This window comes from Planktothrix sp. PCC 11201, assembly GCF_900009135.1.
In the GTDB taxonomy this organism is placed as follows: Bacteria; Cyanobacteriota; Cyanobacteriia; order Cyanobacteriales; family Microcoleaceae; genus Planktothrix.
Map to the genome: position 1 here is coordinate 1 of NZ_LT797697.1, position 23,674 is coordinate 23,674.

Annotated in this window: 21 protein-coding genes; 12 read left to right on the top strand and 9 right to left on the bottom strand. The window is 37.0% G+C overall.

What is annotated here, in order from left to right; translation table 11 throughout:
• Positions 1–396: 396 nt before the first annotated feature.
• A complete protein-coding gene (gene clpB / locus PL11201_RS07965; protein WP_079678068.1) occupies positions 397–3,021 on the top strand; it encodes an ATP-dependent chaperone ClpB in 2,625 nt (874 codons plus the stop codon).
• A 126-nt stretch (positions 3,022–3,147) separates the two neighbouring features.
• Here the strand turns inward: clpB and PL11201_RS07970 are convergent, their stop codons facing one another.
• A complete protein-coding gene (locus PL11201_RS07970; RefSeq protein WP_079678069.1) occupies positions 3,148–3,411 on the bottom strand; it encodes a ParE family toxin-like protein in 264 nt (87 codons plus the stop codon).
• On the bottom strand, positions 3,408–3,659 hold the full coding sequence (locus tag PL11201_RS07975) for a hypothetical protein (protein WP_079678070.1): 252 nt from the start codon (positions 3,657–3,659) through the stop codon (positions 3,408–3,410). Before PL11201_RS07975 ends, PL11201_RS07970 begins: the two co-directional genes overlap by 4 nt.
• Positions 3,660–3,842: 183 nt before the next feature.
• Here PL11201_RS07975 and PL11201_RS07980 point away from each other — a divergent pair, with 183 nt between their 5' ends.
• The 3 genes from PL11201_RS07980 (at position 3,843) to PL11201_RS07990 (ending at position 4,806) form a co-directional block, all read left to right on the top strand.
• Positions 3,843–4,043, top strand: coding sequence for a hypothetical protein (locus tag PL11201_RS07980; protein ID WP_079678071.1), 201 nt, complete (start codon positions 3,843–3,845; stop codon positions 4,041–4,043).
• 65 nt (positions 4,044–4,108) lie between these two features.
• Positions 4,109–4,411: a hypothetical protein gene (locus PL11201_RS07985; protein ID WP_234996641.1), complete on the top strand. Its 303-nt coding sequence runs from the start codon at positions 4,109–4,111 to the stop codon at positions 4,409–4,411.
• A complete protein-coding gene (locus PL11201_RS07990) occupies positions 4,408–4,806 on the top strand; it encodes a toxin-antitoxin system TumE family protein (RefSeq protein ID WP_200816726.1) in 399 nt (132 codons plus the stop codon). Before PL11201_RS07985 ends, PL11201_RS07990 begins: the two co-directional genes overlap by 4 nt.
• 183 nt (positions 4,807–4,989) lie before the next feature.
• On the opposite strand, the gene PL11201_RS07995 is transcribed toward PL11201_RS07990, so the two are convergent.
• The 3 genes from PL11201_RS07995 to PL11201_RS08005 all read right to left on the bottom strand — a co-directional run bounded on the left by PL11201_RS07995 (position 4,990) and on the right by PL11201_RS08005 (position 8,608).
• Positions 4,990–5,394: a helix-turn-helix domain-containing protein gene (locus PL11201_RS07995; RefSeq protein ID WP_079678074.1), complete on the bottom strand. Its 405-nt coding sequence runs from the start codon at positions 5,392–5,394 to the stop codon at positions 4,990–4,992.
• 137 nt (positions 5,395–5,531) lie between these two features.
• A complete protein-coding gene (locus PL11201_RS08000; protein ID WP_079678075.1) occupies positions 5,532–5,831 on the bottom strand; it encodes a type II toxin-antitoxin system HigB family toxin in 300 nt (99 codons plus the stop codon).
• Positions 5,832–5,998: 167 nt separating this feature from the next.
• Positions 5,999–8,608 (bottom strand): dynamin family protein, encoded by a 2,610-nt coding sequence (locus PL11201_RS08005; protein ID WP_079678076.1) that lies wholly within the window; start codon positions 8,606–8,608, stop codon positions 5,999–6,001.
• Positions 8,609–8,786: 178 nt separating this feature from the next.
• On the opposite strand from PL11201_RS08005, the gene PL11201_RS08010 reads away from it, so the two are divergent.
• Positions 8,787–10,214 carry a hypothetical protein gene (locus PL11201_RS08010; protein WP_079678077.1) on the top strand — a complete coding sequence of 476 codons (1,428 nt, stop codon included), beginning with the start codon at positions 8,787–8,789 and terminating at the stop codon, positions 10,212–10,214.
• Between the two features lie 56 nt (positions 10,215–10,270).
• Here PL11201_RS08010 and PL11201_RS08015 read toward each other — a convergent pair whose 3' ends face one another.
• Both PL11201_RS08015 and PL11201_RS08020 read right to left on the bottom strand, forming a co-directional pair.
• A complete protein-coding gene (locus tag PL11201_RS08015; RefSeq protein ID WP_079678078.1) occupies positions 10,271–11,128 on the bottom strand; it encodes an NAD(P)-dependent oxidoreductase in 858 nt (285 codons plus the stop codon).
• A gap of 80 nt (positions 11,129–11,208) precedes the next feature.
• Positions 11,209–11,976 (bottom strand): proteasome-type protease, encoded by a 768-nt coding sequence (locus tag PL11201_RS08020; RefSeq protein ID WP_079678079.1) that lies wholly within the window; start codon positions 11,974–11,976, stop codon positions 11,209–11,211.
• A gap of 426 nt (positions 11,977–12,402) precedes the next feature.
• Between PL11201_RS08020 and PL11201_RS08025 the strand changes: the two genes are divergently transcribed.
• From PL11201_RS08025 to mutT, 3 genes are all read left to right on the top strand, one after another.
• A complete protein-coding gene (locus PL11201_RS08025) occupies positions 12,403–13,362 on the top strand; it encodes an RNA polymerase sigma factor, RpoD/SigA family (RefSeq protein WP_079678080.1) in 960 nt (319 codons plus the stop codon).
• Positions 13,363–13,508: 146 nt separating this feature from the next.
• Entirely contained in the window at positions 13,509–13,850 is a 342-nt protein-coding gene (locus tag PL11201_RS08030) for a DUF760 domain-containing protein (protein WP_079678081.1), read from the top strand.
• A gap of 118 nt (positions 13,851–13,968) precedes the next feature.
• Positions 13,969–14,382: an 8-oxo-dGTP diphosphatase MutT gene (gene mutT / locus PL11201_RS08035; RefSeq protein ID WP_079678082.1), complete on the top strand. Its 414-nt coding sequence runs from the start codon at positions 13,969–13,971 to the stop codon at positions 14,380–14,382.
• A 15-nt stretch (positions 14,383–14,397) separates the two neighbouring features.
• Here mutT and PL11201_RS08040 read toward each other — a convergent pair whose 3' ends face one another.
• Positions 14,398–15,531 carry a histidine kinase gene (locus PL11201_RS08040; protein ID WP_079678183.1) on the bottom strand — a complete coding sequence of 378 codons (1,134 nt, stop codon included), beginning with the start codon at positions 15,529–15,531 and terminating at the stop codon, positions 14,398–14,400.
• A gap of 247 nt (positions 15,532–15,778) precedes the next feature.
• Between PL11201_RS08040 and PL11201_RS08045 the strand changes: the two genes are divergently transcribed.
• The 4 genes from PL11201_RS08045 to PL11201_RS08060 all read left to right on the top strand — a co-directional run bounded on the left by PL11201_RS08045 (position 15,779) and on the right by PL11201_RS08060 (position 21,118).
• On the top strand, positions 15,779–17,461 hold the full coding sequence (locus PL11201_RS08045; protein ID WP_079678083.1) for a DUF2079 domain-containing protein: 1,683 nt from the start codon (positions 15,779–15,781) through the stop codon (positions 17,459–17,461).
• Positions 17,462–17,564: 103 nt separating this feature from the next.
• Positions 17,565–18,887 (top strand): AAA family ATPase, encoded by a 1,323-nt coding sequence (locus PL11201_RS08050; RefSeq protein ID WP_144017696.1) that lies wholly within the window; start codon positions 17,565–17,567, stop codon positions 18,885–18,887.
• Positions 18,888–18,902: 15 nt separating this feature from the next.
• Complete coding sequence (locus PL11201_RS08055) at positions 18,903–20,615, top strand: serine/threonine-protein kinase (RefSeq protein WP_079678085.1); 1,713 nt, start codon at positions 18,903–18,905, stop codon at positions 20,613–20,615.
• The gene (locus PL11201_RS08060; RefSeq protein WP_079678086.1) at positions 20,612–21,118 is read left to right on the top strand and encodes a DUF928 domain-containing protein; all 507 of its coding nucleotides are present in this window, start codon (positions 20,612–20,614) and stop codon (positions 21,116–21,118) included. Before PL11201_RS08055 ends, PL11201_RS08060 begins: the two co-directional genes overlap by 4 nt.
• 86 nt (positions 21,119–21,204) lie before the next feature.
• Here PL11201_RS08060 and PL11201_RS08065 read toward each other — a convergent pair whose 3' ends face one another.
• The gene (locus PL11201_RS08065) at positions 21,205–23,673 is read right to left on the bottom strand and encodes a CHAT domain-containing protein (RefSeq protein WP_079678087.1); all 2,469 of its coding nucleotides are present in this window, start codon (positions 23,671–23,673) and stop codon (positions 21,205–21,207) included.
• Between the last annotated feature and the right edge of the window lies 1 nt (position 23,674).

The window sequence follows — 23,674 nt, forward strand, 5'->3', positions numbered from 1 at the left end:
GCAATAGGTAAATACTTACTATAAGTAGCTTTTAGCTTTCAAGAATGTCCTAATAGATGTGGCAACTGCTATATAAGCTGAGAATATATCCCAATTTCCCGATATTCACTCGATCAATTGAAAATAAATCACCGTCCGAAATCCTTCAATTATATTAATTTCCCTTAAATATTCAGATTTTAAGATTAACTGTTGTATTGTTTTCCCTCGGTCAGAGTTCCGCACACCTAGCACCTAATTTTCGGTGAACCGTACTAAAAAGGTCGTGAAAATAAGATAAACTACTTTAATAGAGTTGGGTATAGTAAGAAAGTGTTATAGGAAATCTCTAACTTAGAACCTTCCTAATATTGTTAATTTTCGATCAATTAATTACCATCAAAGTAGAGGATAAATATGCAACCTACCGATCCGAATAAGTTTACAGAAAAAACCTGGGAAGCCTTAGCCCGGACTCCCGAACTTGTCAAACAATCCCAACAGCAACAAATTGAAACTGAACACTTAATGAAAGCGTTGCTCGAACAAGAGGGATTGGCTAAAAATATCCTGAGTAAAGCTGAAATATCCGTTAATCAGTTTCGAGAAAAAACCGATAGCTTTATTAATCGCCAGCCTAAAATAACCGGAACAATTGCTAATGTTTATTTAGGTCGAAGTTTAGACACTCTGCTGGATAAAGCTGAAACCTATCGCCAAGAATACAAAGATGATTTTATTTCCATTGAACATCTATTTTTAGCTTATACTAAAGATGATCATTTTGGCAAGGCTTTATTTCAAGAATTTCACTTAGATGAAACCAAACTCAAATCTATTATTACTCAAATTAGAGGAAACAATAAAGTGACTGATCAAACACCCGAAAACAAATATGAATCCCTGGAAAAATATGGTCGAGATTTAACCGAAGCCGCCCGTCAGGGGAAACTTGATCCGGTGATTGGACGAGATGATGAAATTCGGCGCACGGTACAAATTTTAAGCCGTAGAACTAAAAATAATCCGGTATTAATTGGGGAGCCTGGTGTTGGTAAAACGGCGATCGCTGAAGGACTTGCCCAGCGAATTATTGCTGGAGATGTGCCTCAATCTCTCCAAGAAAGACGGTTAATTGCTTTAGATATGGGGGCGTTAATTGCTGGGGCAAAATTCCGAGGGGAATTTGAAGAACGCCTAAAAGCGGTATTAAAAGAAGTTACCGATTCTAACGGGGCAATTATTCTATTTATTGATGAAATTCATACCGTTGTTGGAGCGGGTGCAACCCAAGGAGCAATGGATGCCGGGAACCTTTTAAAACCTATGTTAGCCCGGGGAGAATTGCGTTGTATTGGAGCAACAACCCTAGACGAATATCGCAAGTATCTTGAAAAAGATCCAGCTTTAGAACGGCGTTTTCAACAGGTTTATGTTGATCAACCGACCGTTGAAGATACTATCTCAATTTTACGCGGATTAAAAGAACGGTATGAAGTGCATCATGGGGTAAAAATTTCTGATAGTGCGTTAGTGGCGGCGGCGGTATTATCGACTCGATATATTAGCGATCGCTTTTTACCCGATAAAGCCATTGATTTAGTCGATGAATCGGCAGCTAAATTAAAGATGGAAATTACATCTAAACCGGAAGAATTAGATGAAATTGATCGGCGCATTTTGCAACTAGAAATGGAACGTTTATCGCTCAAAAAAGAAAGCGATGCTGCTTCGGTAGAACGTTTGGAACGGATAGAAACGGAATTAGGAACTTTAAAACAAGAACAACAAAGTTTGAGTTCCCAATGGCAATCGGAGAAAAATGTGATTACTGATATTCAATCGATCAAAGAAGAAATTGATCGGGTTAATATTGAAATTCAGCAAGCCGAACGTAACTATGATTTAAACCGAGCGGCGGAATTAAAATATGGGAAAATGGAGGAACTCAAGAAAAAACTTAAAGCCATAGAGGCTCAATTAGAGAATACTCAAACCAGTGGTAAAACCCTATTGCGGGAGGAAGTTACCGAATCTGATATTGCGGAAATTATCTCAAAATGGACAGGGATTCCGATTAGTAAATTAGTCGAGTCGGAAATGCAAAAACTTCTAACTTTAGAAGCTGAATTACACCACCGGGTTATCGGTCAAGATGAAGCGGTAACGGCCGTTGCTGATGCCATTCAACGCTCAAGAGCGGGGTTATCTGACCCCAACCGTCCCGTCGCTAGTTTTATCTTTCTAGGCCCCACGGGAGTCGGGAAAACGGAGTTAGCAAAAGCCTTAGCTTCCTATTTATTTGATACCGAAGAAGCGATGGTGCGAATTGATATGTCGGAATACATGGAAAAACACGCGGTTTCCCGTTTAATTGGGGCGCCTCCAGGGTATGTGGGATATGATGAAGGGGGGCAATTAACTGAAGCCATTCGTCGCCGTCCTTACACGGTAATTCTGTTTGATGAAATCGAAAAAGCTCATCCCGATGTGTTTAATATAATGTTGCAAATCCTCGATGATGGGCGGGTTACGGACGCCCAAGGTCATACTGTTGATTTCAAAAATAGCATTATTATTATGACCAGTAATGTAGGATCACAGTATATTTTAGATGTGTCGGGTTCCGATTCCCAATATGAAGAAATGCGGAGTCGGGTATTAGAAGCAATGCGGGCAAGTTTCCGACCGGAATTTCTCAACCGAATTGATGAAATGATCATTTTCCATGCCTTACAAAAATCAGAATTGCGACAAATTGTGAGTCTGCAAGTTGAACGTTTATCGAAACGTTTAGTGGAACGGAAAATGACGTTAAAATTATCGGATGCTGCCTTAGATTTCTTAGCAGAAGTGGGTTATGATCCGGTCTATGGTGCTCGGCCGTTAAAACGGGCCATTCAACGGGAATTAGAAACCCCCATTGCTAAGGCAATTCTTCGCAGTGAGTTTATTAATGGGGATACAATTTTTGTGGATATCGAAAACGAACGATTAGTTTTTAAACGTTTACCCCAGGAATTGTTGACTGTTCAAGAGTGATAAATTAATCGTTTTTTTTACCTCTTATCTGCTCGGTAAGGGGTATTTTATATCGGTAACTAGAACAAGAAACTAGGTTTCTCAAAAATTTTTGTCCAATATTTACTCTATTTCCTAATCTTGAATTTACCCAAAAAATTCCTCATATTGATCATGACTACCAATCCAAAACCATGTAACTGTATCCTCTTGTAAAACTCCAATCGCGCGATAACTTCGCGTAATTCTGACTGACCAAATATCCTGATCACGATTAATACACTTAAAGTGTAAGGAGGGATAAAAAGGATTATTTGACCATAAACGATACGCTTTTCGGGCTTCTTTACGAATGTTGAGTGGAAGGCGATGATATTCTGACCAAAAGGACGGTAAGGTAGCAGACCTCATAATTGCTCATAGTCCATAGGTTGTGCTTGTCCTTGAGCAATTTGTTGTTTTGCCAGTTTTGCTGCTGCGACTAACTTGCTTTGGGTTTTTTGAAAAGATTGATCCCACTGCAATTCATCTTCCAAATCGGCGTTTTTATTTTTTATATCTCTAATATATTTTCGTAAATGCTCAATAAGCTGTTGCTGTTGAGCATCTGTCAGAGATTCTATGATTTTAACAACGGTTGCTATGTTTTCTCTTGACATTGTTGCTTCGAGTGGTACTCATTAATTGGAATATTTGGATTATAACACCCATTAACTTTGGAAAGAGAAACCAAGTTTCTGAACATCTGTATTGGTACAACGTTAGAGATTTAATCTATTTCCTATTGGATGAATAGTGGTATAATTAGTTATATTCCTAATTACTGAACTTACTTTAAGTATATGAGTAATTTGAAGGAGATTGAAAGTGCTGTGAGTCAATTAACGAAAGAAGAACTAGCCGATTTCCGGGTGTGGTTTGCAGAATTTGATGCAGAAATATGGGATCGGCAATTTGAAGAAGATGTTGCAGCAGGTCGGCTCAATGGGCTGGCTCAACAAGCACTGCAACATCTAGGGGAAAGACGTTGTACCGACCTGTGAAATATCGTGCAACCCCGGATTTATAGTATTACTATAGTAGTAATAAATCGTCTGTAAGAGAGGCAATGATGAATACATTAGAAAAGTTAGAACTCCTGAGTGAAAACTGTAGCGATCGCACGGAATTAGATCGAATTATTGGGCAACTTCTCAACATTATTTTGACTCGTCATCGTCAGAAGTTAGCGATCTATGATCAGGATATTAAAAAGTTTGAGCAAATTTATAAGCTAGATTCTAACCAGTTTATTCAACAATTTGAATCAGGAATATTAGGGGATGAGATGGATTTTTTTGAATGGTTTAGTTTATGTGAATTACGTCAAGATATTTTAGTCAAAATTGGTAAATTAGAAAAAGCATTATGATGAATGCTGAAGATTATTTGGCTTTGATAAAATCCTTAATTGCTCTTTGTCCAGAAGTAATAGATTTTAGTATTCTTAGAGAGGAAACACAAGTTACTAAAGGACTATGGCGATACCGAATAACTTTAAAAGATCATAGTTTTTTAGAAATGTTTGAGTTTTTTGAAATTCAATCTGGACAAGTAAAAATAATCAAGTATAGTTTCCATTGGCAAAAATATGATGGACAATTGATTAAACGTTGGGATAATGCGGCTCATCATCCTGAGATAGAAACTTATCCTGATCATCTACATGATGCTGCAGAAGACTCTGTATTTCCCTATCAACCAGTGGGGTTTGGCGGGATTTTAAAAATAGTTTCTGAGCAATTAAATTTTTATTTAGAAGATTGAAAGATATTAGATGTTTAGCACCTTAGAAATTGATATTTTAAATTCAGAATACTTGGATCATAACACCAATTAACTTAGGAAAGAGAAACCGGGTTTCTCAACAAAACTTTCTGTTTTCGCCGATAGATAACATGAGAAACCCGGTTTTTGATTACCTTGATATTAGCAAACCGTTAGAAATTGCTATTTTAAATTGGGAAAAAATACGGCAGGGGAAAAATGGAAAAACTCTGATAACTCTTGAATATGGCGAGTTGTGAGTTGGCGTTTTTCATTTAGAATATCAGAGACAATAGATTCTGTCTTAAAGATAGAAACAAGGTCTTTTTGTTTAAGGTTTAGTTCCGCAATTAAAACTTTTAAAAGCTCCACACCATAAATATCAGGAATCAGGTCTTCTTGTTGATTTTCATATTCGGAAACTAATGCACCCAAAACATCTAAATAGTCTTCTTCTTCTGGGGTGAGTTCGGGTTTATCTAGTAATCTGTTAATCACAGCTTGAGTCGCTGCAAAATCTTCTTCCGAGGTAATGGGACGAGGAGGAAAATCTTGGAGGAGTTGCATATATTTTTCTGCTGTCATCATAGGTTTAATCTCTATAAAAATTTAAGCAAAAATGATCAACTCAATTCATGATTGATTGTTCAGAAAAAAGGAAAGCAGAATGATTTTAATAACTTTAACGAGCTATATTTTAACCTTTACAGATTATACTCCTGTTTTTAAAACCAAGTATCTTTTTTCCAGTTGCCTTTGCTATATTCTGCGTGTGTTAGCATGGCTCTGATATAGACTTTTCCTTTCGGAAATACGATTTTTGCAATCAGTCTATAATTGTTCCCACAAATATTGAAAACCGTTAGTTGTCCAACAGCGTCAGCATGGGGAAAGGTTTGATGGACATCCTCTAAGTGCTTCCATCGGCTTTGACTGGCAATTTTATGCCAAGCTTTTAATCCGCTTTCTGCATTAGGATGCTTCTCCCAGAATTGTTTCAAGAGAGTTTTGCTGATAACGTGCATAGGCAACTTGGTTCACAGATAAGGTTTACAGCCATCATCTGCTTTCCTTTGTTTAAATGTGGTTTTACACACTTCGCCAATCTTAGCATATTGCGAAGTTTTTTGTCAATCCTCCAAATCAACTTATGAGGAGGCAATTCTCTAATATCGTTGCGTCCCTTAGTTAATTAACTGGTAAATTGAGTAACAATAGAATCTAGTTCATTTTGAATTTTTTCGAGTTTTTGGTGTTGTTGATTAATCCAAACAATCGTTTTTTCTTTTTCCTCTAAAGTCTTAGTATGAGTTTCTTCTTGTTGCTTAATCAAATTTTCATAGAGTGCGATTGCTTGACTAATAAAATAAGCAACGACAAGATATCGTTCTTGATAAACTAATGCAATATTTTCAACAATTGTATTAAAATTTTCTTCTTCAGACTCAAGAAACTTTTGAAAACCTAAGTTATAGACTTGTTGCTTACACTTAGTATACACCTCATCTTGATCTGGCCCACCAAAGAAAAAACCTCCAATGGCAGTTGCTAGACCCCCTAGACCTCCAACGATCAGTACAGGGATAAATCCTAAGCCTGTAACGGTAAGTAATAGACTTGCCAATCCGACTGCTCCCAAGCTACCAAACACATTGAATCCACCCTCATCATTATTTTCGCTACCAGCCATGAAAGAGTTAATTCCCAAATTATTAGCTCGGATATTGCTCGCCATGTTGCTAGTAAATTGGTCATCTAAATTGAGTCCTAGTTGATTATCCAATTCTTGTAAATCTATTCTAATCGCTTCTAATTCAGAATGAATTACCCTATTTAGTTCTTTTACCTGTTGGGATAAAATTTCTGATTGTAAGTTATTAATCCAATTTTGTATTTCTTCAGAAAGACATTGAGTAAATTGTTCGCAGTAATCCTGCAAAACTTTCTGCTTATCTACAAAAGGTGAATGTTCCGATGTCCATGTACCAGCTTTTTTAACTATACGTTCTTCCAACCCTTCAACCCATTTATTCCAAGATTCAGTCGCGTATTCCTGGGAAACAGCTACACTATATTTTACCTGATCTAAAATCCTAAGATCTCGTCCACTTACTTCTCCAATTTTCTCGAAAATTTCCAGTTTTGCTGATTCAGAAATTTTGATCTTTCCCTCTAAAATTTTCTCATACTGTTTCAGATCATTGTCAGCTATTTCAGTTAATGCTTGAATTCGATTTACACTAGAAGCAACTTCAATTTTACCTCGCTCATTGACTAAAAAGTCTTGAATACAATTAATAAAATAATCAAAAGTTTCTATGTATTCATTATGCTCATTATTCACAATAGCATCTAAGGCTAATTTTGCAGAAATATAGTGAATTCGATTTTCTCCTGAAATAATGGGGTTTTTACCTTGAATGTTTTCTTCAATTCGTTTAGGAATTTGATTGCGTCCCTTCTCCGTTTGTACTAAGTCCCAAAAATTAACTAAAATAAAAAGATTATTAGCAGGTTGATCAGATAATCCTGCATTTAAGGTAAGTTTTAATCCTTCTATTACATCTCGTTCCGATTTAGCCAAACAACGGGAAGCACTGGTGATAAAAATAGCTGCGTCCGTATCTTTAAGAATCTTTTGAGTAATGGCTTCTCTATCAGGATGTTCATTCAATCCAGGAGAATCAATAATTTCAACTCCACTGCTACAAATGTCTAAATCAGGATGTTCAAAAATAATTTCCTCAATTTCACAATGAGCCAGTTCATCACTTAAATTTCCAATAGCAGCTTCTTCCGAAATACTCGCTTTTTCTTGATAATCTTCTATGGCAATATCTTCTTTACGTCCATCTTTATAACAACAAATGACCCGTTTTTGCTCTCCATATCGTAAAACACTCACTACTCCAGTACAAGGAATTTCTCGTACAGGTTGGATTTCTTCACCGACTAACGCATTTAAAAAGGTTGATTTTCCTTGACTAAATTCTCCCACCACCGTTACACGAAACCGTTTTGATTGATTTTTCTGAGAAATTTCTTGAATATCATCAATTAAATTTTTAGACCAGACTTGATGCTTATTTTGATCAATAATTTTATAAAATTGATCACAAATATTATTTAATTGTTGGCGATATTCTTGAAATTGTTTTAGGTTATCATAATTAGGTAAAACACGAATCTTATCTCGCTTTATTCTAGGTTTTGCAGGTAAAATCTCAACAATATTTTTGGCAGCTACAACAAAAATATTATCTAATAATTGAAATTGAGCCAGATCAAGTAAACTATGAACTTCAATAAGAGCTTCTTGATCTTCAATAACTAGGTCGGTAAAAGCGGATTCAAAAATTTGTATATGTCGAGAGTCAATATTAACTTGATTAGCAAGGTTTTCTAAATAATCTTTTTCTCTAAGTTCCATCTCACCATCTGAAGCCGACATCTGATAACCAAAACCAATTAATAACAGTTTCTCGGAATCAGACAGAGTAGATATTAATAACAATAAGTCATGGAAGTTTTTATGAATTTTAAAGAAAAGAATATGTTTTGTAAAAATAGGGACTAATTTTTTTAAATTGCTGTTAGGAGGAATCAGACGAGTTAAATTCGTTTGCCAACGCTCTCTTTCTTGGGGTGTAATTTTATCATCCTGGTAAATAACACCCATCAATACGCACAGCAATGAAGCCATAAAAACGACCGCAGGGGTAGCATCTTTTTTCTGGAGTTCTTGCCCTGCCATCCGTGATAGTAAAGCTAGAGACTCAGAGTTAATTAAGCTGATGTCCATATATCAGTTCAATGGAATTTATAAGATTGTGAATGGTTCTATGGTATCATAAAAAAGCAAACTATTCTAAATTAAATTGCACTTAAGTAAGCGTAACAAAGGTTACAAAAAAAATAAATTGTTTACAGAAGTTAAATTTTCTTAACTTTCTACTCTGACTAAACAAAGGAGAAAAGCAATGGATTACATCTTTAGTGCGGCTAATCAAGCTCTTTGGGCTGCGGGTAAGCTAATCCAAGTGACAACCAATACAGGTCAACTTTTACCCATATTAAGAGATCCTGTAACAGGTCGATTTGTTGAAATCGCTAAAAGTTTAGCGGTTGATAATGCAGCTTTTGCACCTTTTATCACTGGTAACCCCCTTCTAGGTTTAGCTATGGTAGCGGGAAATATGGTGATGAAAACAGGTAATATGTATCCGAATAATCAGGGATTTCAAGCTGGTAGCTTCCCTCTAGGTTTAGTTATGGCAGGGGGAAATATGGCGATGAACGCAGCTAATATATATGGGAGTAATCAGGAATTTAAAGCGGTTCAGGGACAGTTAAATGTTCTACAAAGCAGTTTAGGCGTTTTACAAGCAACTACTGCTGTTATTGGTGTGGGTGTAGCTGCTACTGCTGCTCTTTCTGCGGTGAATTTATGGCAAACTTTAAAATTACGAGAAGATGTTAAACAACTGAGATTAGAAATTAAAGACGGATTTATTGATCTCAGACAAGCGTTAAAAAATCAAGGATTAGAAGTTATTCAACATATTAATCAAGTTGCTCAAGATATTACCTTTAATCAACACCGTTTAGAGTTTGTTAAAGCTTATAGCCGATTTTTAGAAGCTACCAAACTTATACAAATTGCTACGTCTATTCAAGATATTAATGCTAGAAATATCGAGTTATCTAACGCCCGACAAACGTTAAGTGAATCTTTGGCAATTTATAATAGTCCTCATATTCTTTCTGAAACGTCAACCGCAGGTCAACTGAGACGATATGAATGTGCTTGGATTATTGAACAAGCGATCGCTTTAACATATTATTTACAAGGAGAACCTAAAGCATTAAGTGAGCGTCTATCCCATTTTCAAAATAAAATTCGTCAAGATGCTTTAAACGTGATTGAAAATTGCCAAACACAAGACGAGTTAGATTTTATCTTTCCTGAAATTACCCGGATTCATAATCATGATCTAGCAGCTTTAGAACTCTGGAAAAATCAAGTTGATTGGTTCAACAGTTTACCTCCTTCTGACGTAAAATTGTTAGAAAGTGTAGATTTGAACAAGAGCGAGTTAAATTCTGTTTATAATTCAGAATCATCTTTAAAAGCTATTGAGAAACCGCCCGAACATATTTTTTATGAAAATATCAAAGAAAAATCTCATTCTTCCTCCTTAGAACAACAGCTTAAATTTTTAATGCGTTCTGATTTACGAAAACAAGCCGAAATTTATGTGAGTGAAAATGCTGAAAATTTCGGTTATAGAACATTAAATCTAGCCAATTTGGAAAAATCATCTAATTTAACAGTTGCTAATCTTTATTGGTATTTTAAAGTTAGAGAAGAATCAAAAGAACAAATCGAGGAAGAAGTTAGTGTTTAAACCCTAATCTAATATTTTTGTAGAGTGCGTAAGCAACGCGCACGCACCCTACGGGTTTAAGAGGGTTTAATAGCGGCAGATAAGGCGGAATAATCGTCGTCTGATTTTCCCAGGGTTTGGGTGGCTTCTAATATTGCTCTCACTCCTTCTAAAGAACTGGTATTTAACCCCATTGATGTTGCTTCTTTTAAGAACAAATTTGTGTCTTTTAATAAATGTTTGGTGGGGAAATTGGGGTTTTGATAATTTTCTTCTAACATCCGTTGTAATTTTTTATCAAAGGTGGGAGCATATAAGGCACTTTTGCGTAAAATTTCCATAAATAGTTCGATATCTACTCCTTGACCTTGAACAAAATTCAAACTTAGGGCGAATGCTGTTGTTAGGGAAGCAATTAATTGATTTAAGGCTAACTTTAATGCTGCCGCGCTGCCAACTTCCCCAATATATTTGGGTTCTCCTAACGGTTGTAAGACATGAAACCACTGTTTAAATTGGGCTTCTGTGGAACCGACCATAATTTGTAATGTTCCGGCTTTAGCTTCAGGAATACTCCCCAAAACTGGCGCTTCTAAATAGTTTCCCCCGGCTTTAATAATTTCTTTTTGGATATTTTTACTATCCGTTGGGGAAATAGTTCCCATAGAAATAATTGTTTTTCCTGATAAAAATGATTGCGATTCTGAACGGAACAAAACTGACTCAATGGCATCTTGATTGGTTAACATTAACAGAATACAATCACTAGCAGTGATTAAACCTTGGGGAGTTCCTGCTACGGTTGCTCCGGCTTCCCTTAACGGTTCTACTTTCGATGTGGTGCGGTTATAAACAACAACTTTAAACCCCATTTCCATTATTCTTAGGGCTATTGGTAATCCCATTAACCCGGTGCCGATAACTCCAATTTTCATTTTATCTTAACTCCTGTTGGCTAAAAATACTAATTTGCAACCTATATAATAATAGGGCAAAATTTGACGACTATTATTATTTAATCAATTAAAATGTCTTCTGATAAATCACTTCCTTGATGTTGCCAATCAATATCGGGGATCTGATTAAATCCTTGTTTTAGACATTCTTCCCAAAGTTTACGAATTTGTGCTAAATAGGGATCTCCTAAACGGAATCTGAGCCGATTTTTGATTTCCAAACTATTTTTTTCATACAGGATTAAATCAATTGGTGGCCCGACAGAAATATTGGATTTCATGGTAGAATCAATTGAAAGTAAGGCACATTTAGCAGCGGCTTCTAAATCGGTATGAAAACTTAGAGTCCGATCTAAAATGGGTTTACCATATTTGGTTTCTCCAATTTGTAAAAAAGGCGTTTCTCTAGTAGCATGAATAAAATTACCTTGGCTGTAAATCAAAAATAGACAAGGATCTTGTCCTTTGATTTGGCCACTTAATATCATAGAACATTGGGGTTCAATGCCGTCTTTTTTCAGCCACTTTTCATCTATTTCTTGAATTTTTCTGAGTTTTGTACCAATATATCGAGCCACTTCATACATGGAGGGAAGACTATGCAAATTAACATCTTCCTGACTTTTGATATCCCGATCTAATTCGCTAACAATACCCTGGGTAACAGAAAGATTTCCGGCGGTACATAATAGAATAACGCGATCGCCATACTTAGAAAAATCAAATAACTTTCGATAGGTAGAAATATGATCAACTCCAGCATTCGTGCGGGAGTCCGAAGCCATCACGAAGCCCGTATCTGTAATAATTCCTAAACAATAAGTCATAAATGAAGTCGAAACAAAATTAGCAGACTGCCAAACATTAGAGCATAGACTTTTTGGATAGAACCTGTCAACCGAAATTAACTGTCAAGGGAACTTGAAGATTTTGTTTTGTGTGATGCAATCAAAAAAACCGTTACAGGCTACCCTCCTAGGAATATAGCATCTGGCCTTTGGAGATTCGGCCCCAAGGGGGGGATAGTCAGTTATTTTAAGAAATGTTAAACTTCTTAACATATAATGTAGTTATGTTAAGACTGTAACTGCAAATCAGAGTTACAGAGCTTAAACATTGGAAAAACCCCCAGGTCGTAATGCCTAGGCTAACCGTCCGTACTCGATGACGAAAGATATCAGTCCTTCGTGCTTCGAGTAGGGGCTTGACGTATCAAACCTATATAGGTTAAGGTATCCTGCCGGAGATGAGCCATGAAAATTGCTAAAACCTCAGACACAGACTCTGTACGCGCTTATCTACGAGAAATTGGTCGCGTTCCCCTGTTAACCCATGAGCAAGAAATTGTCTATGGTAAACAAGTTCAGCGCTTGAATCTCGTTCAAAATCAGTGGGAAGATCTAGCGACCCGTTTAGGTCGAGCGCCCAGTCCCACGGAATGGGCGGAAGCAGTGGGACTATCGGAAGCGGAATTAGAACGGGTGATGGAACAGGGCCAAAGTGCGAAACGCAAAATGGTGGAGGCGAATTTGCGTTTGGTGGTATCCGTCGCCAAAAAGTACATCAAGCGGAATGTAGACTTGCTGGACTTAATTCAAGAAGGCACGATTGGGATGCAGCGCGGTGTAGAAAAATTTGATCCGACTAAAGGATATCGCTTTTCCACCTATGCCTATTGGTGGATTCGTCAGGCGATTACCCGGGCGATTGCCGAAAAAGGCCGGACAATTCGTCTCCCAATTCATATCACCGAAAAACTCAACAAAATAAAAAAAGCCCAACGTCAGTTAGCTCAAAAGTTGGGACGAGCCGCGACCGTAGCGGAATTAGCCGTGGAATTGGATCTCACCCCGCGACAAATTCGGGAATATTTAGAACGTGCCCGTTTGCCCCTGTCCCTGGATCTGCGGGTTGGTGATAACCAAGATACGGAATTAGGGGATCTTTTAGAAGATACGGGAACGTCTCCCGAGGATTTTGCCTTACAATCTTCTCTGCGTACGGATTTAGAAGTAATGATGGCTGACCTAACGGAACAACAGCGTCAGGTATTATCCTTACGATTTGGTTTAGAAAATGGGCAAAGTTTAACCTTAGCTAAAATTGGCGATCGGCTGAATATTAGTCGAGAACGAGTCCGACAAATTGAAAGAGAAGCCTTAACAAAATTGCGAAAACGAAAAAAAGATATTGATGACTATATGGCTAGTTAAATCATTGATCTAGGGGGGATAACACGCCCTCAAAGAGTAGGGATGTTTTCTGAAAACGTCTCTACATCCTGCTAGATTAGAGTGTAGAGATCAACATTTGATTTAGATTGAGATCCACTGAAACTCTTGTATAAGGGGGAAGAAAGATGAACGACCGATCTAACCGCAATTCAGAATTTTTTCAGGAAGAAACCGGAGAAATGGGGAACCTCCTGTGGCAATATGTCCAATCCATGAGTCCCGATACCGTTTCCCAACTTTCTAAACCTAATTCGTCGGAAGTCTTCCAAGTTATGGAGCGGAATATAATAGGACTATTGGGCAATTTACCCTCCGAACATTTTGGGATTACGGTCACAACCAGTCGTGAACATTTAGGACGGTTATTAGCGTCGGCAATGATTAGTGGCTATTTTCTTCGCAATGCTGAACAAAGAATGGCATTTGAAAGATCTGTCCCAGGTATTGAAAAAGCCCCTCAAGAATAGTTATTATCCTTGATTATGTGCCATTCTATGAATACAAAATGTTTCAAATTTTGGCAAGCTGAATCTTGAGTTTGCCAAATTTTTGTATTGTTCATTTAAGTAAATTATTATCTATCCTATGCTTGAAACGTCCTCTCCCTTACCCCATAAAATTATTGGTGTTGGTGTGATCTGGAATCATCAAAAACAAATTTTAATTGATAAACGACGTGCTGAGGGTTCATTAGGGGGACTGTGGGAATTTCCCGGAGGAAAATTAGAACTGGGGGAAACCCTGGAAGATTGTATTAAACGGGAAATTAAAGAAGAATTAGCTATTGAAATCGAAGTCGAAGATCATTTAATGACCATTGAACACGCCTATACCAATTTTAAAGTCACTTTAAATGTCTATCACTGTCGTTATTTGGGTGGAGAACCCCAGCCTTTAGAATGTGATGAAATTCGCTGGGTTACCTTAGATGAAATTGATCAATTTCCCTTTCCCAAAGCCAATGAAAAAATTATTGCGGCCTTGAGAAATAATCCCTAGGTCAAACTCTTATCCTTAATAATAAACTGGTAAGGTAAAGTGAAAACAACTGCCTCGGGTGGAACTAGAATCGACCCAGATATTTCCGTAGTGAGCAACAATAATTTTTTTGCATAGGGATAAACCAATACCATAACCATCCTGACCTTCATCCCTGGCTAAACGAAAACCCTCTTGAAAAATGCGATCGCGATTTTCTTCAGGAATTCCTGGCCCACTATCGGCAATACTCACCTGTACCTTTTGACTGGTGCGGTGTAACACACTCACTTCCAGGGTTCCGCCCCGGGGAGTATATTTAATTGCATTATCTAATAAATTAACAATCACTTGCCGAATTCGTTCTGGATCAGCATAAACCCAAGGGGTATCATGGGGAATATCGGTTTTCAGATTCAACGATTTAGACTGAAATTGTGAGTCTAACTCCGCTAAAATTTGCTGTAGAAAAGTCGTTAATTCTAACTGATTCGGTTGAATTTGCAAACGAATATTAGGACTATTTGATGTTTGTAAAATATCCGTAATCATCCGATCAATAATCTGAATTTGAGCGCGAGCTTGTTGAATTAAACGCAGCTTCAAAGCCGGAGTAATTTGCTCAGAAGATAAAGTTTCTATGGCTAAGGAAGTCGCGGTTAAAGGACTCCGCAAATCATGGGCTAGAATTTCAATAATCCGATCTTTAAACTGTAATTGTTGCTGTAAAAGTTCCTTTTCTTGTTGGAGGTGAAATATCTCGTCACTGAGTTGAATTAACTCAGCGACATGGGCCACCGAATTGGCAAAATGAGAGGCGGGAGAACCAGAATGTTGTTCATCCAACTCCAATAAATCCGTCGTTTGTTTCCAACGGAGCCACCAGTGTTCCAGTTGAGCCACTAAATCACTACCCGCGAGCACCTGCCGAGGTTCGGGGTGAATTTTGATTAGGGTGGGTGTGGCTATCAGTTTAAAATGTTCAGCCAAATAGGGCTGTTCACCGACATCAATAATCTGAAGTTCAAATTCATTTTGAGTTTTTAACTCCTCTAGGAAATCACGAATTCGCCGAATTCTTTCTTGGGAGCTAGGACGCTGATCAACAAATAAAAGAAGTTGCAAGGGGACTTCTGGGGAAGGGGACTGTTTCTCGGGAAAGGCCTGCATTTCATGGGTTTTGAGCAGGTGCGGTAAACTATTTTCACCGTCTCTGAAGGAAGAAGGATAGTACATGGGCAACTGCATTTATTTATAGTGTAATTTAATATCTTCTTTAGATTTGATTTTTTTTGGGGATCGGGGAAACTCCGAAAGAGAATGGTAGACTATTGCGTGATTGTGATTTGATGTCCCTCACCCCTCTTGAGTGTATGGGGGTCTTGATAGCTGTTGAAAAAATTTAGGTAGATCCCAAATGTTCCTAAGCGGGCAAAACTGGCAGAAAAATTCGTCGTTGAAATGGGTCGTAGGAGTGGCGATCGCATTTTTTATCATTTGTTTAAGCCTAACTCTACACCGTTACTTTAGTTTTTATGCCTCCTATGACCAGGGCATTTTTAATCAAGTCTTTTGGAATGGTGCTCACGGGCGTTTTTTTCAAAGTTCCCTGTCTTCTGCCCTATCCACCAATGTTGTCCACCAGGGGGAGTTTCCCAGTGTTAGTTACCATCGTTTAGGACAGCATTTCACCCCAGCTTTATTACTTTGGTTACCCCTTTACGCGCTGTTTCCTTCCCCGGTTACCCTCTCGATATTACAAGTAACATTAATTACCGTCGCGGGACTGGTGTTATATCTCCTAGCTCGTCAGCATTTGGAACCCCCTTTGGCTGCTTTAATCAGTGTCAGCTTTTATGGGGCTAATGCGGTTATCGGCCCCACCCTGAGCAATTTCCATGATATCTGTCAAATTCCTTTATTTATGTTCACTGCGCTACTAGCGATGGAAAAACGCTGGTGGTGGCTATTTTGGATCTGTGCCGTTTTAATTTTAATGGTGCGGGAGGATTCAGGGATTATTTTATTTGGGGTTGGGGTTTACCTAATTTTGAGTAAACGTCATCCCATTCAGGGTTTGATCGTTTGTCTACTGAGTTTTGGTTATATTTTAGCCCTAACTAATTTAATCATGCCCCTATTTTCGGCTGATATTTCCGAACGGTTTATGATGGAAAGGTTTGGTCAATATGCCGATGGAGATAAAGCTTCAACCTTAGAAATTCTTTGGGGAATTATTAGTAATCCCGGAAGATTAATCATGGAAATTTTTACTCCTTTTGGGGGAACATTAAAATATTTATTAGGTCAGTGGTTGCCCTTGGCTTTTATTCCCGCTATTGCCCCCGCTTCTTGGATGATTGCGGGTTTTCCTTTATTAAAACTATTTATGGCTAAGGGAGAATCGGTATTATCAATTACGATTCGTTATGCCCTAACGGTGGTTCCTGGGTTATTTTATGGCACAATTTTATGGTGGTCAAATCGTCAAAAACAGTTACAAGAACAGTCTGACCTACAATTAAACCCCGAATCAGGAGAAATTTTGGGAGCCAAGGTTTCCTTACCTTCGGTCAAATTCCGTCGATTTTGGTTATTTTGTATTGGGTTATCATTATTCTTTAGTTTCACATCCAATCCCCATCGTAGCCTCTATTTTATTATTCCTGATTCGGTTGATCCTTGGGTTTATATTCCCGTTACCACCCAATGGTCTCATATTGCCCAATTTAGACCATTAATAGATGCCATTCCCCCCGATGCCAGTGTGGCTACCACGACCTATATTGTGCCGCATTTATCCAGTCGCCGAGAGGTATTAAGATTTCCGTTATATCAGTTAAGGAATGATGCGGGGGAGGTAGTTTCTGTTGAGTATATTTTAGCGGATTTATGGCAATTAAAAAAATATGGGATTGCGTTTTCAGGCGATCGCGATGCTTTCAAAGAAATTACCCAACGAATTGAACAGTTAACTGCTAATCGAGAATACGGGATTATTGATTTTAGAGATGGGGTAATTTTAATGAAAAAAGCTGTTCCCTCTGAGCCCCAAGCGGTTAAAAACTATCAAGATTTTTTAGCTTCTAAACCGAAGTGAACTGACATGAATCAGATATAATTAGCCAAATACAAACAGTGGCCGACAAGAAAGGTTATAATCATCACAAAGGTTCCGGGATAGAAGTTAGAACAGGATAAGAATGATGGAAAAAACTGATTTAAAACTGGAAGCGTTTCTACGGCAGGAAGCCAAACAACGGAAAATTTCCCGATCGGAATGGGAAGTCATGGCTTTGATCACCCAAGGTTATGATATTCCAGAGATCGCTGAACACATTCAAATTCAGGCTTCAGCAGTACGCCAGCGCCTGAGCCAAGTCTATGATAAGTTTGAAATCGAAGGAAGGGGCCCGGTAAAACTGGCGAAACTGCAAAAATTACTGATGTCTCGTTACCAGGAATATCAGACTGTTTTACCTGACACCACCTCAAATACCAACATCTTCAAAAATGATTGGGGTGAAGCGCCTAAACTCTCTGGGTTTCATGGACGCCAACAACAACTAACTTTGCTAAAAAACCAGATATTACAACAACAATGTAGACTTTTAGCCATACAAGGTATGGGTGGGATCGGTAAAACTAGCTTAATCGTTAAACTCGGTCAAATTCTGCAAAATCAGTCTTATTGTTTATTTTGGCGATCGCTCAAAAACACACCTTCCCTATCCGATCTGCTAACAGAACTGCTAGAATTTCTGAACCATGAAATTGATATTCCTGAGTCTACAGAAGGCAAAATATCCCTACTTATAAAACAGCTTAATTCCTCTCCCTGTCTAATTATTCTCGATGATGCGGAACAGATTTTGCAAAGTGGCAGTTCAGGAAAATATATTCCTGGATATGACGACTACGGACTATTTTTTGAAGTCGTTGGGGAAAGTCAACATCAAAGTTGTTTAGTAGTCATTAGCCAGGAAAAAATCAGAGAAATTAGTTTATCTGCTCAATTATCCTCTCAAGTTCATCAGTTTTTTCTCGAAGGTCTCAATGCTGAAGAAGTAGAAGAACTTTTACAAGAACAGGGTTTAAAAGGAACCGCAAATAATTGGCAAGAACTGGTGCATTATTATGGCGGAAATCCCTTGGCTTTAAAGTTATTATCTCTGATGATTATGGATATTTTTCAAGGAGAAATTGGGGGGTTTTTGAAATACGGTACTATTGTACTTACTGAAGGATTTAAAGAAATTTTAGATCCTCAATTCGATCGCCTTTCCGATACCCAAAAACAGATTTTATTTTGTTTATCTGAAGCTGATAAACCCCTATCTCTGAAGGATTTACAAGAAAAATTATCTAATTTTTTAAGTTTATCTAAAATCTTGGAACCTTTGGAATCTTTGTTGGGGCGATCGCTGGTTGAAAAAATCCAACATCAACCGGGTAATGAAGTCCTATTTAGCTTACAACCCCTAATCCAAAAGTATATCAAACAGCAGCAATTGTCTGGTTTATAAATATCAAATAAATGTGTGAATTACTGTATTAACCCTGAATGTAAATCGCGTAAAAACCCCAATTCCTTGCAGTTTTGTCAATCCTGCGAAACTCCTCTACTATTGCAAGGACGTTATCGCTTGTTGAAACCTTTACGAACCCTTGATCCTCGATATTCAACGGATATCTTTGAAATAGATGATCAAGGACATTCCAAAGTTATGAAAGTCTTAAAATATGATGATCCTGAACTGGTAGATCTCTTTTTTCGAGAAGCCTCAATTTTAAGAGATTTGGATCATCCCGGCATTCCTAAAGTTGAGAGAGGCGGATTTTTTAAGATTAAACCTACCGGAAGTTCTCGTCGGCTTTACTGTTTGGTCATGGAAAAAATTGCCGGGGAAAACTTAGAAACTTGGTTGAGTAACCATGCTCCGATTTCAGAAAATTTAGCTTTAAAGTGGTTAAGACAAATTTGTGAAATTTTAGAAATTTTACACCAAAAAAAATTTTTTCATCGAGATATTAAACCAGCTAATATTATTTGTAAACCCGATCATAGTTTAGCCTTAATTGATTTTGGAACGGTTAGGGAAATGACAGTGACCCATTTAGCAAAAATCAATTTAAGCAATGTGACTACCGTTATTTCGGGGGGTTATTCTCCCCCAGAACAGATGAATGGACAGGCGGTGCTGCAATCCGATTTTTTTGCCTTGGGGCGTACATTTGTTCATTTACTAACCGGAATATCTCCCCTAGAACTTCCCAAAGATTCCAAAACGGGTCAACTGATTTGGCGAAATAAAGCTCCTAAAATCTCTAGTGCTTTTGCTGATTATATTGATAGGTTAATGGAACTAGAATCCTATAATAGACCCCATAATGCTAGAGAAATTTTAAAAGATTTAACTCCCTATAATTTACGCCGTAAGCAAATTGAACGTTTTACCCATCAAGTTATTCAGTCTGATCAATTTAAAGTTTTCTTTGCCCTTTCGATCACTTTAAGTATAACAGGAAGTATCATCTTTTATTTAGTTAAAACACCTATTGCTAATTATTATTATCAGAAAAGCGTAGAATTTCTTGAAAAAGGAGACTCTACCCAAGCTAAATTTTATCTTGAAAAAGCCTTGATTTTTAATAAAAATGCTGCTAAAGTATACAATAATCTGGGATTAATTTGTAACAAAGACAATAATTTTGAATGCGCTCAAAAAAATTATCAAAAAGCACTAGATATTGATTCTAAAAATTATGTTGCTCATTATAATTTAGGAAAATTATATGATGATTCAGGGGATTTTCAACAGGCGGAAACCGAGTATAAATTAGCAATGCAGTCGGATCAATCCGTTGGGGTTTATGCTCAGAATAGCTTGGCTCGTTTACAAATTTTAAAGGGTGATCCAGCAACAGCAATTCAATTAAGTTCAGAGGGGTTAAAAAAAACAGATCGAGCTAATGTTCAAGCAGCTTTACATAAGAATTTAGGCTGGGCTTATTGGATAAAAACTGAGTATATTCAGGCTGAAAAGAATTTACGAAAAGCGATTAAACTCGATGAAAAACGTCGAGATAGCCATTGTTTATTAGCTCAGGTGTTAGAAGCTAAAAATCAGAAAACTGAATCTTTAGAGGAATGGAAGGCTTGTTTAAAAGCTAACTCTCAGGATAGAATAGAGGTTAGAATCTGGCAAACGATCGCCCGTCAACGTTTAAAAGAGGCTAGACAAATTCTATGAAACTCAAAATAGCAGTAACTTTGTTGAGTTTAATTTTCATTGTACTGGCAAGAAGTGAATTAATTCAAGCTGCTCAAGAAAATCAGTTATCTTATCCTTTAGCTCAGAAGACTACTGCTCAAGAAACATCACCCAGTAACTGTGAAAGTCCCCAGGGTTGCATAGAAGATTCTCCCCGAAATCCAGAGGATAAAAATACTCCAACAATTGTTAGTCCTAAGAATTATTCTACTTTAGAAAGTGATAGACCGGAATTTTCTTGGTATGCGGTTGAAGGCGCAACAAATTATATTGTTCGTCTGGTTTATAGTGGAAGTTCAGAAGGGATAGGAGAAAGAACAATAGAAGCAAAAACAGTTACACCCGATGAAAAAGGAGTGATTACAATTGATTATCCCTTTAATCCATCTTTACAGCCGGGAAAAGACTATAAACTAACTGTTGAAACCGATCTTTCTAACTCCAAAGTCGGGATAACTGTTTTTAAAGTTAGATCCCTCTAAATCCTCATTAAAAAGGGGGACTTTGAACTCTAATTCCCCCCCTTTTCAATGGGTTAGGGGGGATCTGAATCCCGAATGTAACACAGTTAAAGTCGATTTCCGACTAAAATAAAAGCTCCCCAATAATAGGGATAATTAAAATCCTTATATTTCTTATTATTAAGTAATTCGATTTGAGCTTGATGTAAAGCTTCTGCTTTTGTTAGGTTAGGATTGCTCAAATTTTGATAGAATAAACCCATGAGTAAAGCAGTAGAGCGATCGCTAACATTCCATAAACTGGCTACCACAGTTTCCGCCCCAGCTTGAATAGCAACACCCGCTAACCCTAAACTAGCGCGACGGTCTCCGGCGGCAGTTTGACAAGCGCTCAAAACCATTAATTCAATCGGAGTAAAATTTTGTTCATTTCTGTTTCTGAGTAATTGATCTAATTCTTTCAAATAGATCTTATCATCATAGGCGAGAATAAATGTTTGATTGGGATCGGAACTAAAATCGCCGTGGGTCGCAATATGTAAGCCGGAAAAATGCGATTGATTGAATTGTGAAGTCAAGTTTTTTCGAGTAAAATCCTGATCTAATAACACTTGGCTGGAAATTACTTTAGATTTAATTTTTTCAATTTCATATTTAACATTTTTTAAAGGTTTAAAATCTTGATTAGCTTGAGTTAAACCAATGAGTAAAGATTTTGGAGTTTGCTTAAATAAAGGAGGAGAGGTTTTGAGGAGAAAACCCAAATTAAAAGCTAAAGTGTATTTTTCAATTAAATAATGGTTTTGCTCATCTTTGAGAATCGAGAAGGGAATCCCCTGTAACAAACTATCTAAAACCAATACTAATGTTCCTTGAGGGGGTAAAAACTGTTCAAGGGGTTGAATTAAAAGTTGATAGAGTTGGAGAGTATTAGCATCTAACCAATTCTGGGAATCACTATTTTTAAATTCTCCTTGTTGCAAAGTATCTTGTAATTTATTAATAGCAATTTTTACCTTATCCCATTCAGTAATATAAAGTTGATACTCAAGTGTTTTAGTTCCCTGAACAATGATAGCAACTCGATTTTTTGTTTCTAAAACTAACATATAAATAACCGGAACTGTTCTGTCTAAAGACTGTTTTTCCAGAGTATTACATTGTAAAAAATTTTCGAGTTCAACTTGTTGAAATTCAGAGATAACTTGAGTTACATTTTGCAATGTTTCCGGTGTGGGAGTTTGAAGTTGTAAATAGATATAGCTTTCATAAATTGGCTTAATTTTTTCTAGGAAAGATAATTGAGTATCTAATTCTGAAACCAGAACATTAGGACGAACTTTTTTTAAGATTTCCAGGGAATCTTGATAGAAACTTAACGCTTTTTCAACCTGTCCCTGGGTTTCATAAATTTGTCCTAACTGATAATCAAACTGATAAACAATATCCCAAGCTTGAATGGAGCGAGCTAAACTTAAACCAGATTGAGTTAATCTTTGAGCATCTAAAGGTTGATTTTTCTGTTGAGATAATTTTCCTAACAGTCCTAAAGCATAGGATTGAGATCTTTTGTTATCAATTTCATTGGCTTTTTCCAGAGCAGATGCAGTGATGTTCCAAGCTGTATCGAAATATTCTTGGGTTTCCAACTGGCTAAAAATTTGAGCCAATTTTAATTGAGCATAAATTTCTTGAATAGCTGAAAAGTTTGAAAAGATAGATAAGTCTTTAATAAATGCTTCAGAAATAGTAGAGATTTGTTCCTGATTTTGGTTAATTATTTTTTGAATATTGAGATTATCTTCATTGACAAATTTACTTAACGCCGCTTTTAATTCCAGACGTAAATTGAGTTGATTTAGATTAGCTTTAACTGGGAGAGAGTTTTCTGCTTGAGTTGCGACTTGTTGATAGTGTTTTAAGGCTGTTTCTGCTTGGGCGATCGCATTTTTTAGATTCTGAGATAACTCAGTTCTCTTGTATAAATCATATTTTTGTTGATATTGAGCTTGTTCTGTATTTGCTAAACTGAGTAAAATTCTATTAACTTGCTGATTGTTATTAAAAGATTCAGCAATTTTTAGACTTTTTTCTAAAGTTATATGGGATAAATCTAACTTTCCTAATTTGCGAAGAATATCCCCTAGATTCTGTAAAGCAATTCCTTGTATCATTGTTCCCTGAAGTTGAGAAAAATCTTCTGTTTCTTCTCCTCCTCTCTGACAAATTTGGTTATTATTTTTAATTTCAAGTGCTGGGAGTAAAATTAAACAAGCTTGATAATTATTTCCCAGTGCTTGTAACGCCAGACTTTGATTAATTTGACTTCCGATAATTCCTTCATGATCCGATAATTTAGTATAAAGTTGATTGGCTTTTTTCCAGGTTTCTAAAGCCATTTCAGCTTGACCTAAATTTAACTGTTGATGTCCTTGTTGTGTGAGGTGTTGCGCTTCTAGGTGTAAGGGAGTTGACGTTAATCCAACCCGAGGTTTAACTAGATTTAAAATTAAGATTAAAGTTAGTCCTAGTAATATGAATAAAAGAAACTTAAATTTGTAAAAGATAGATTTCATA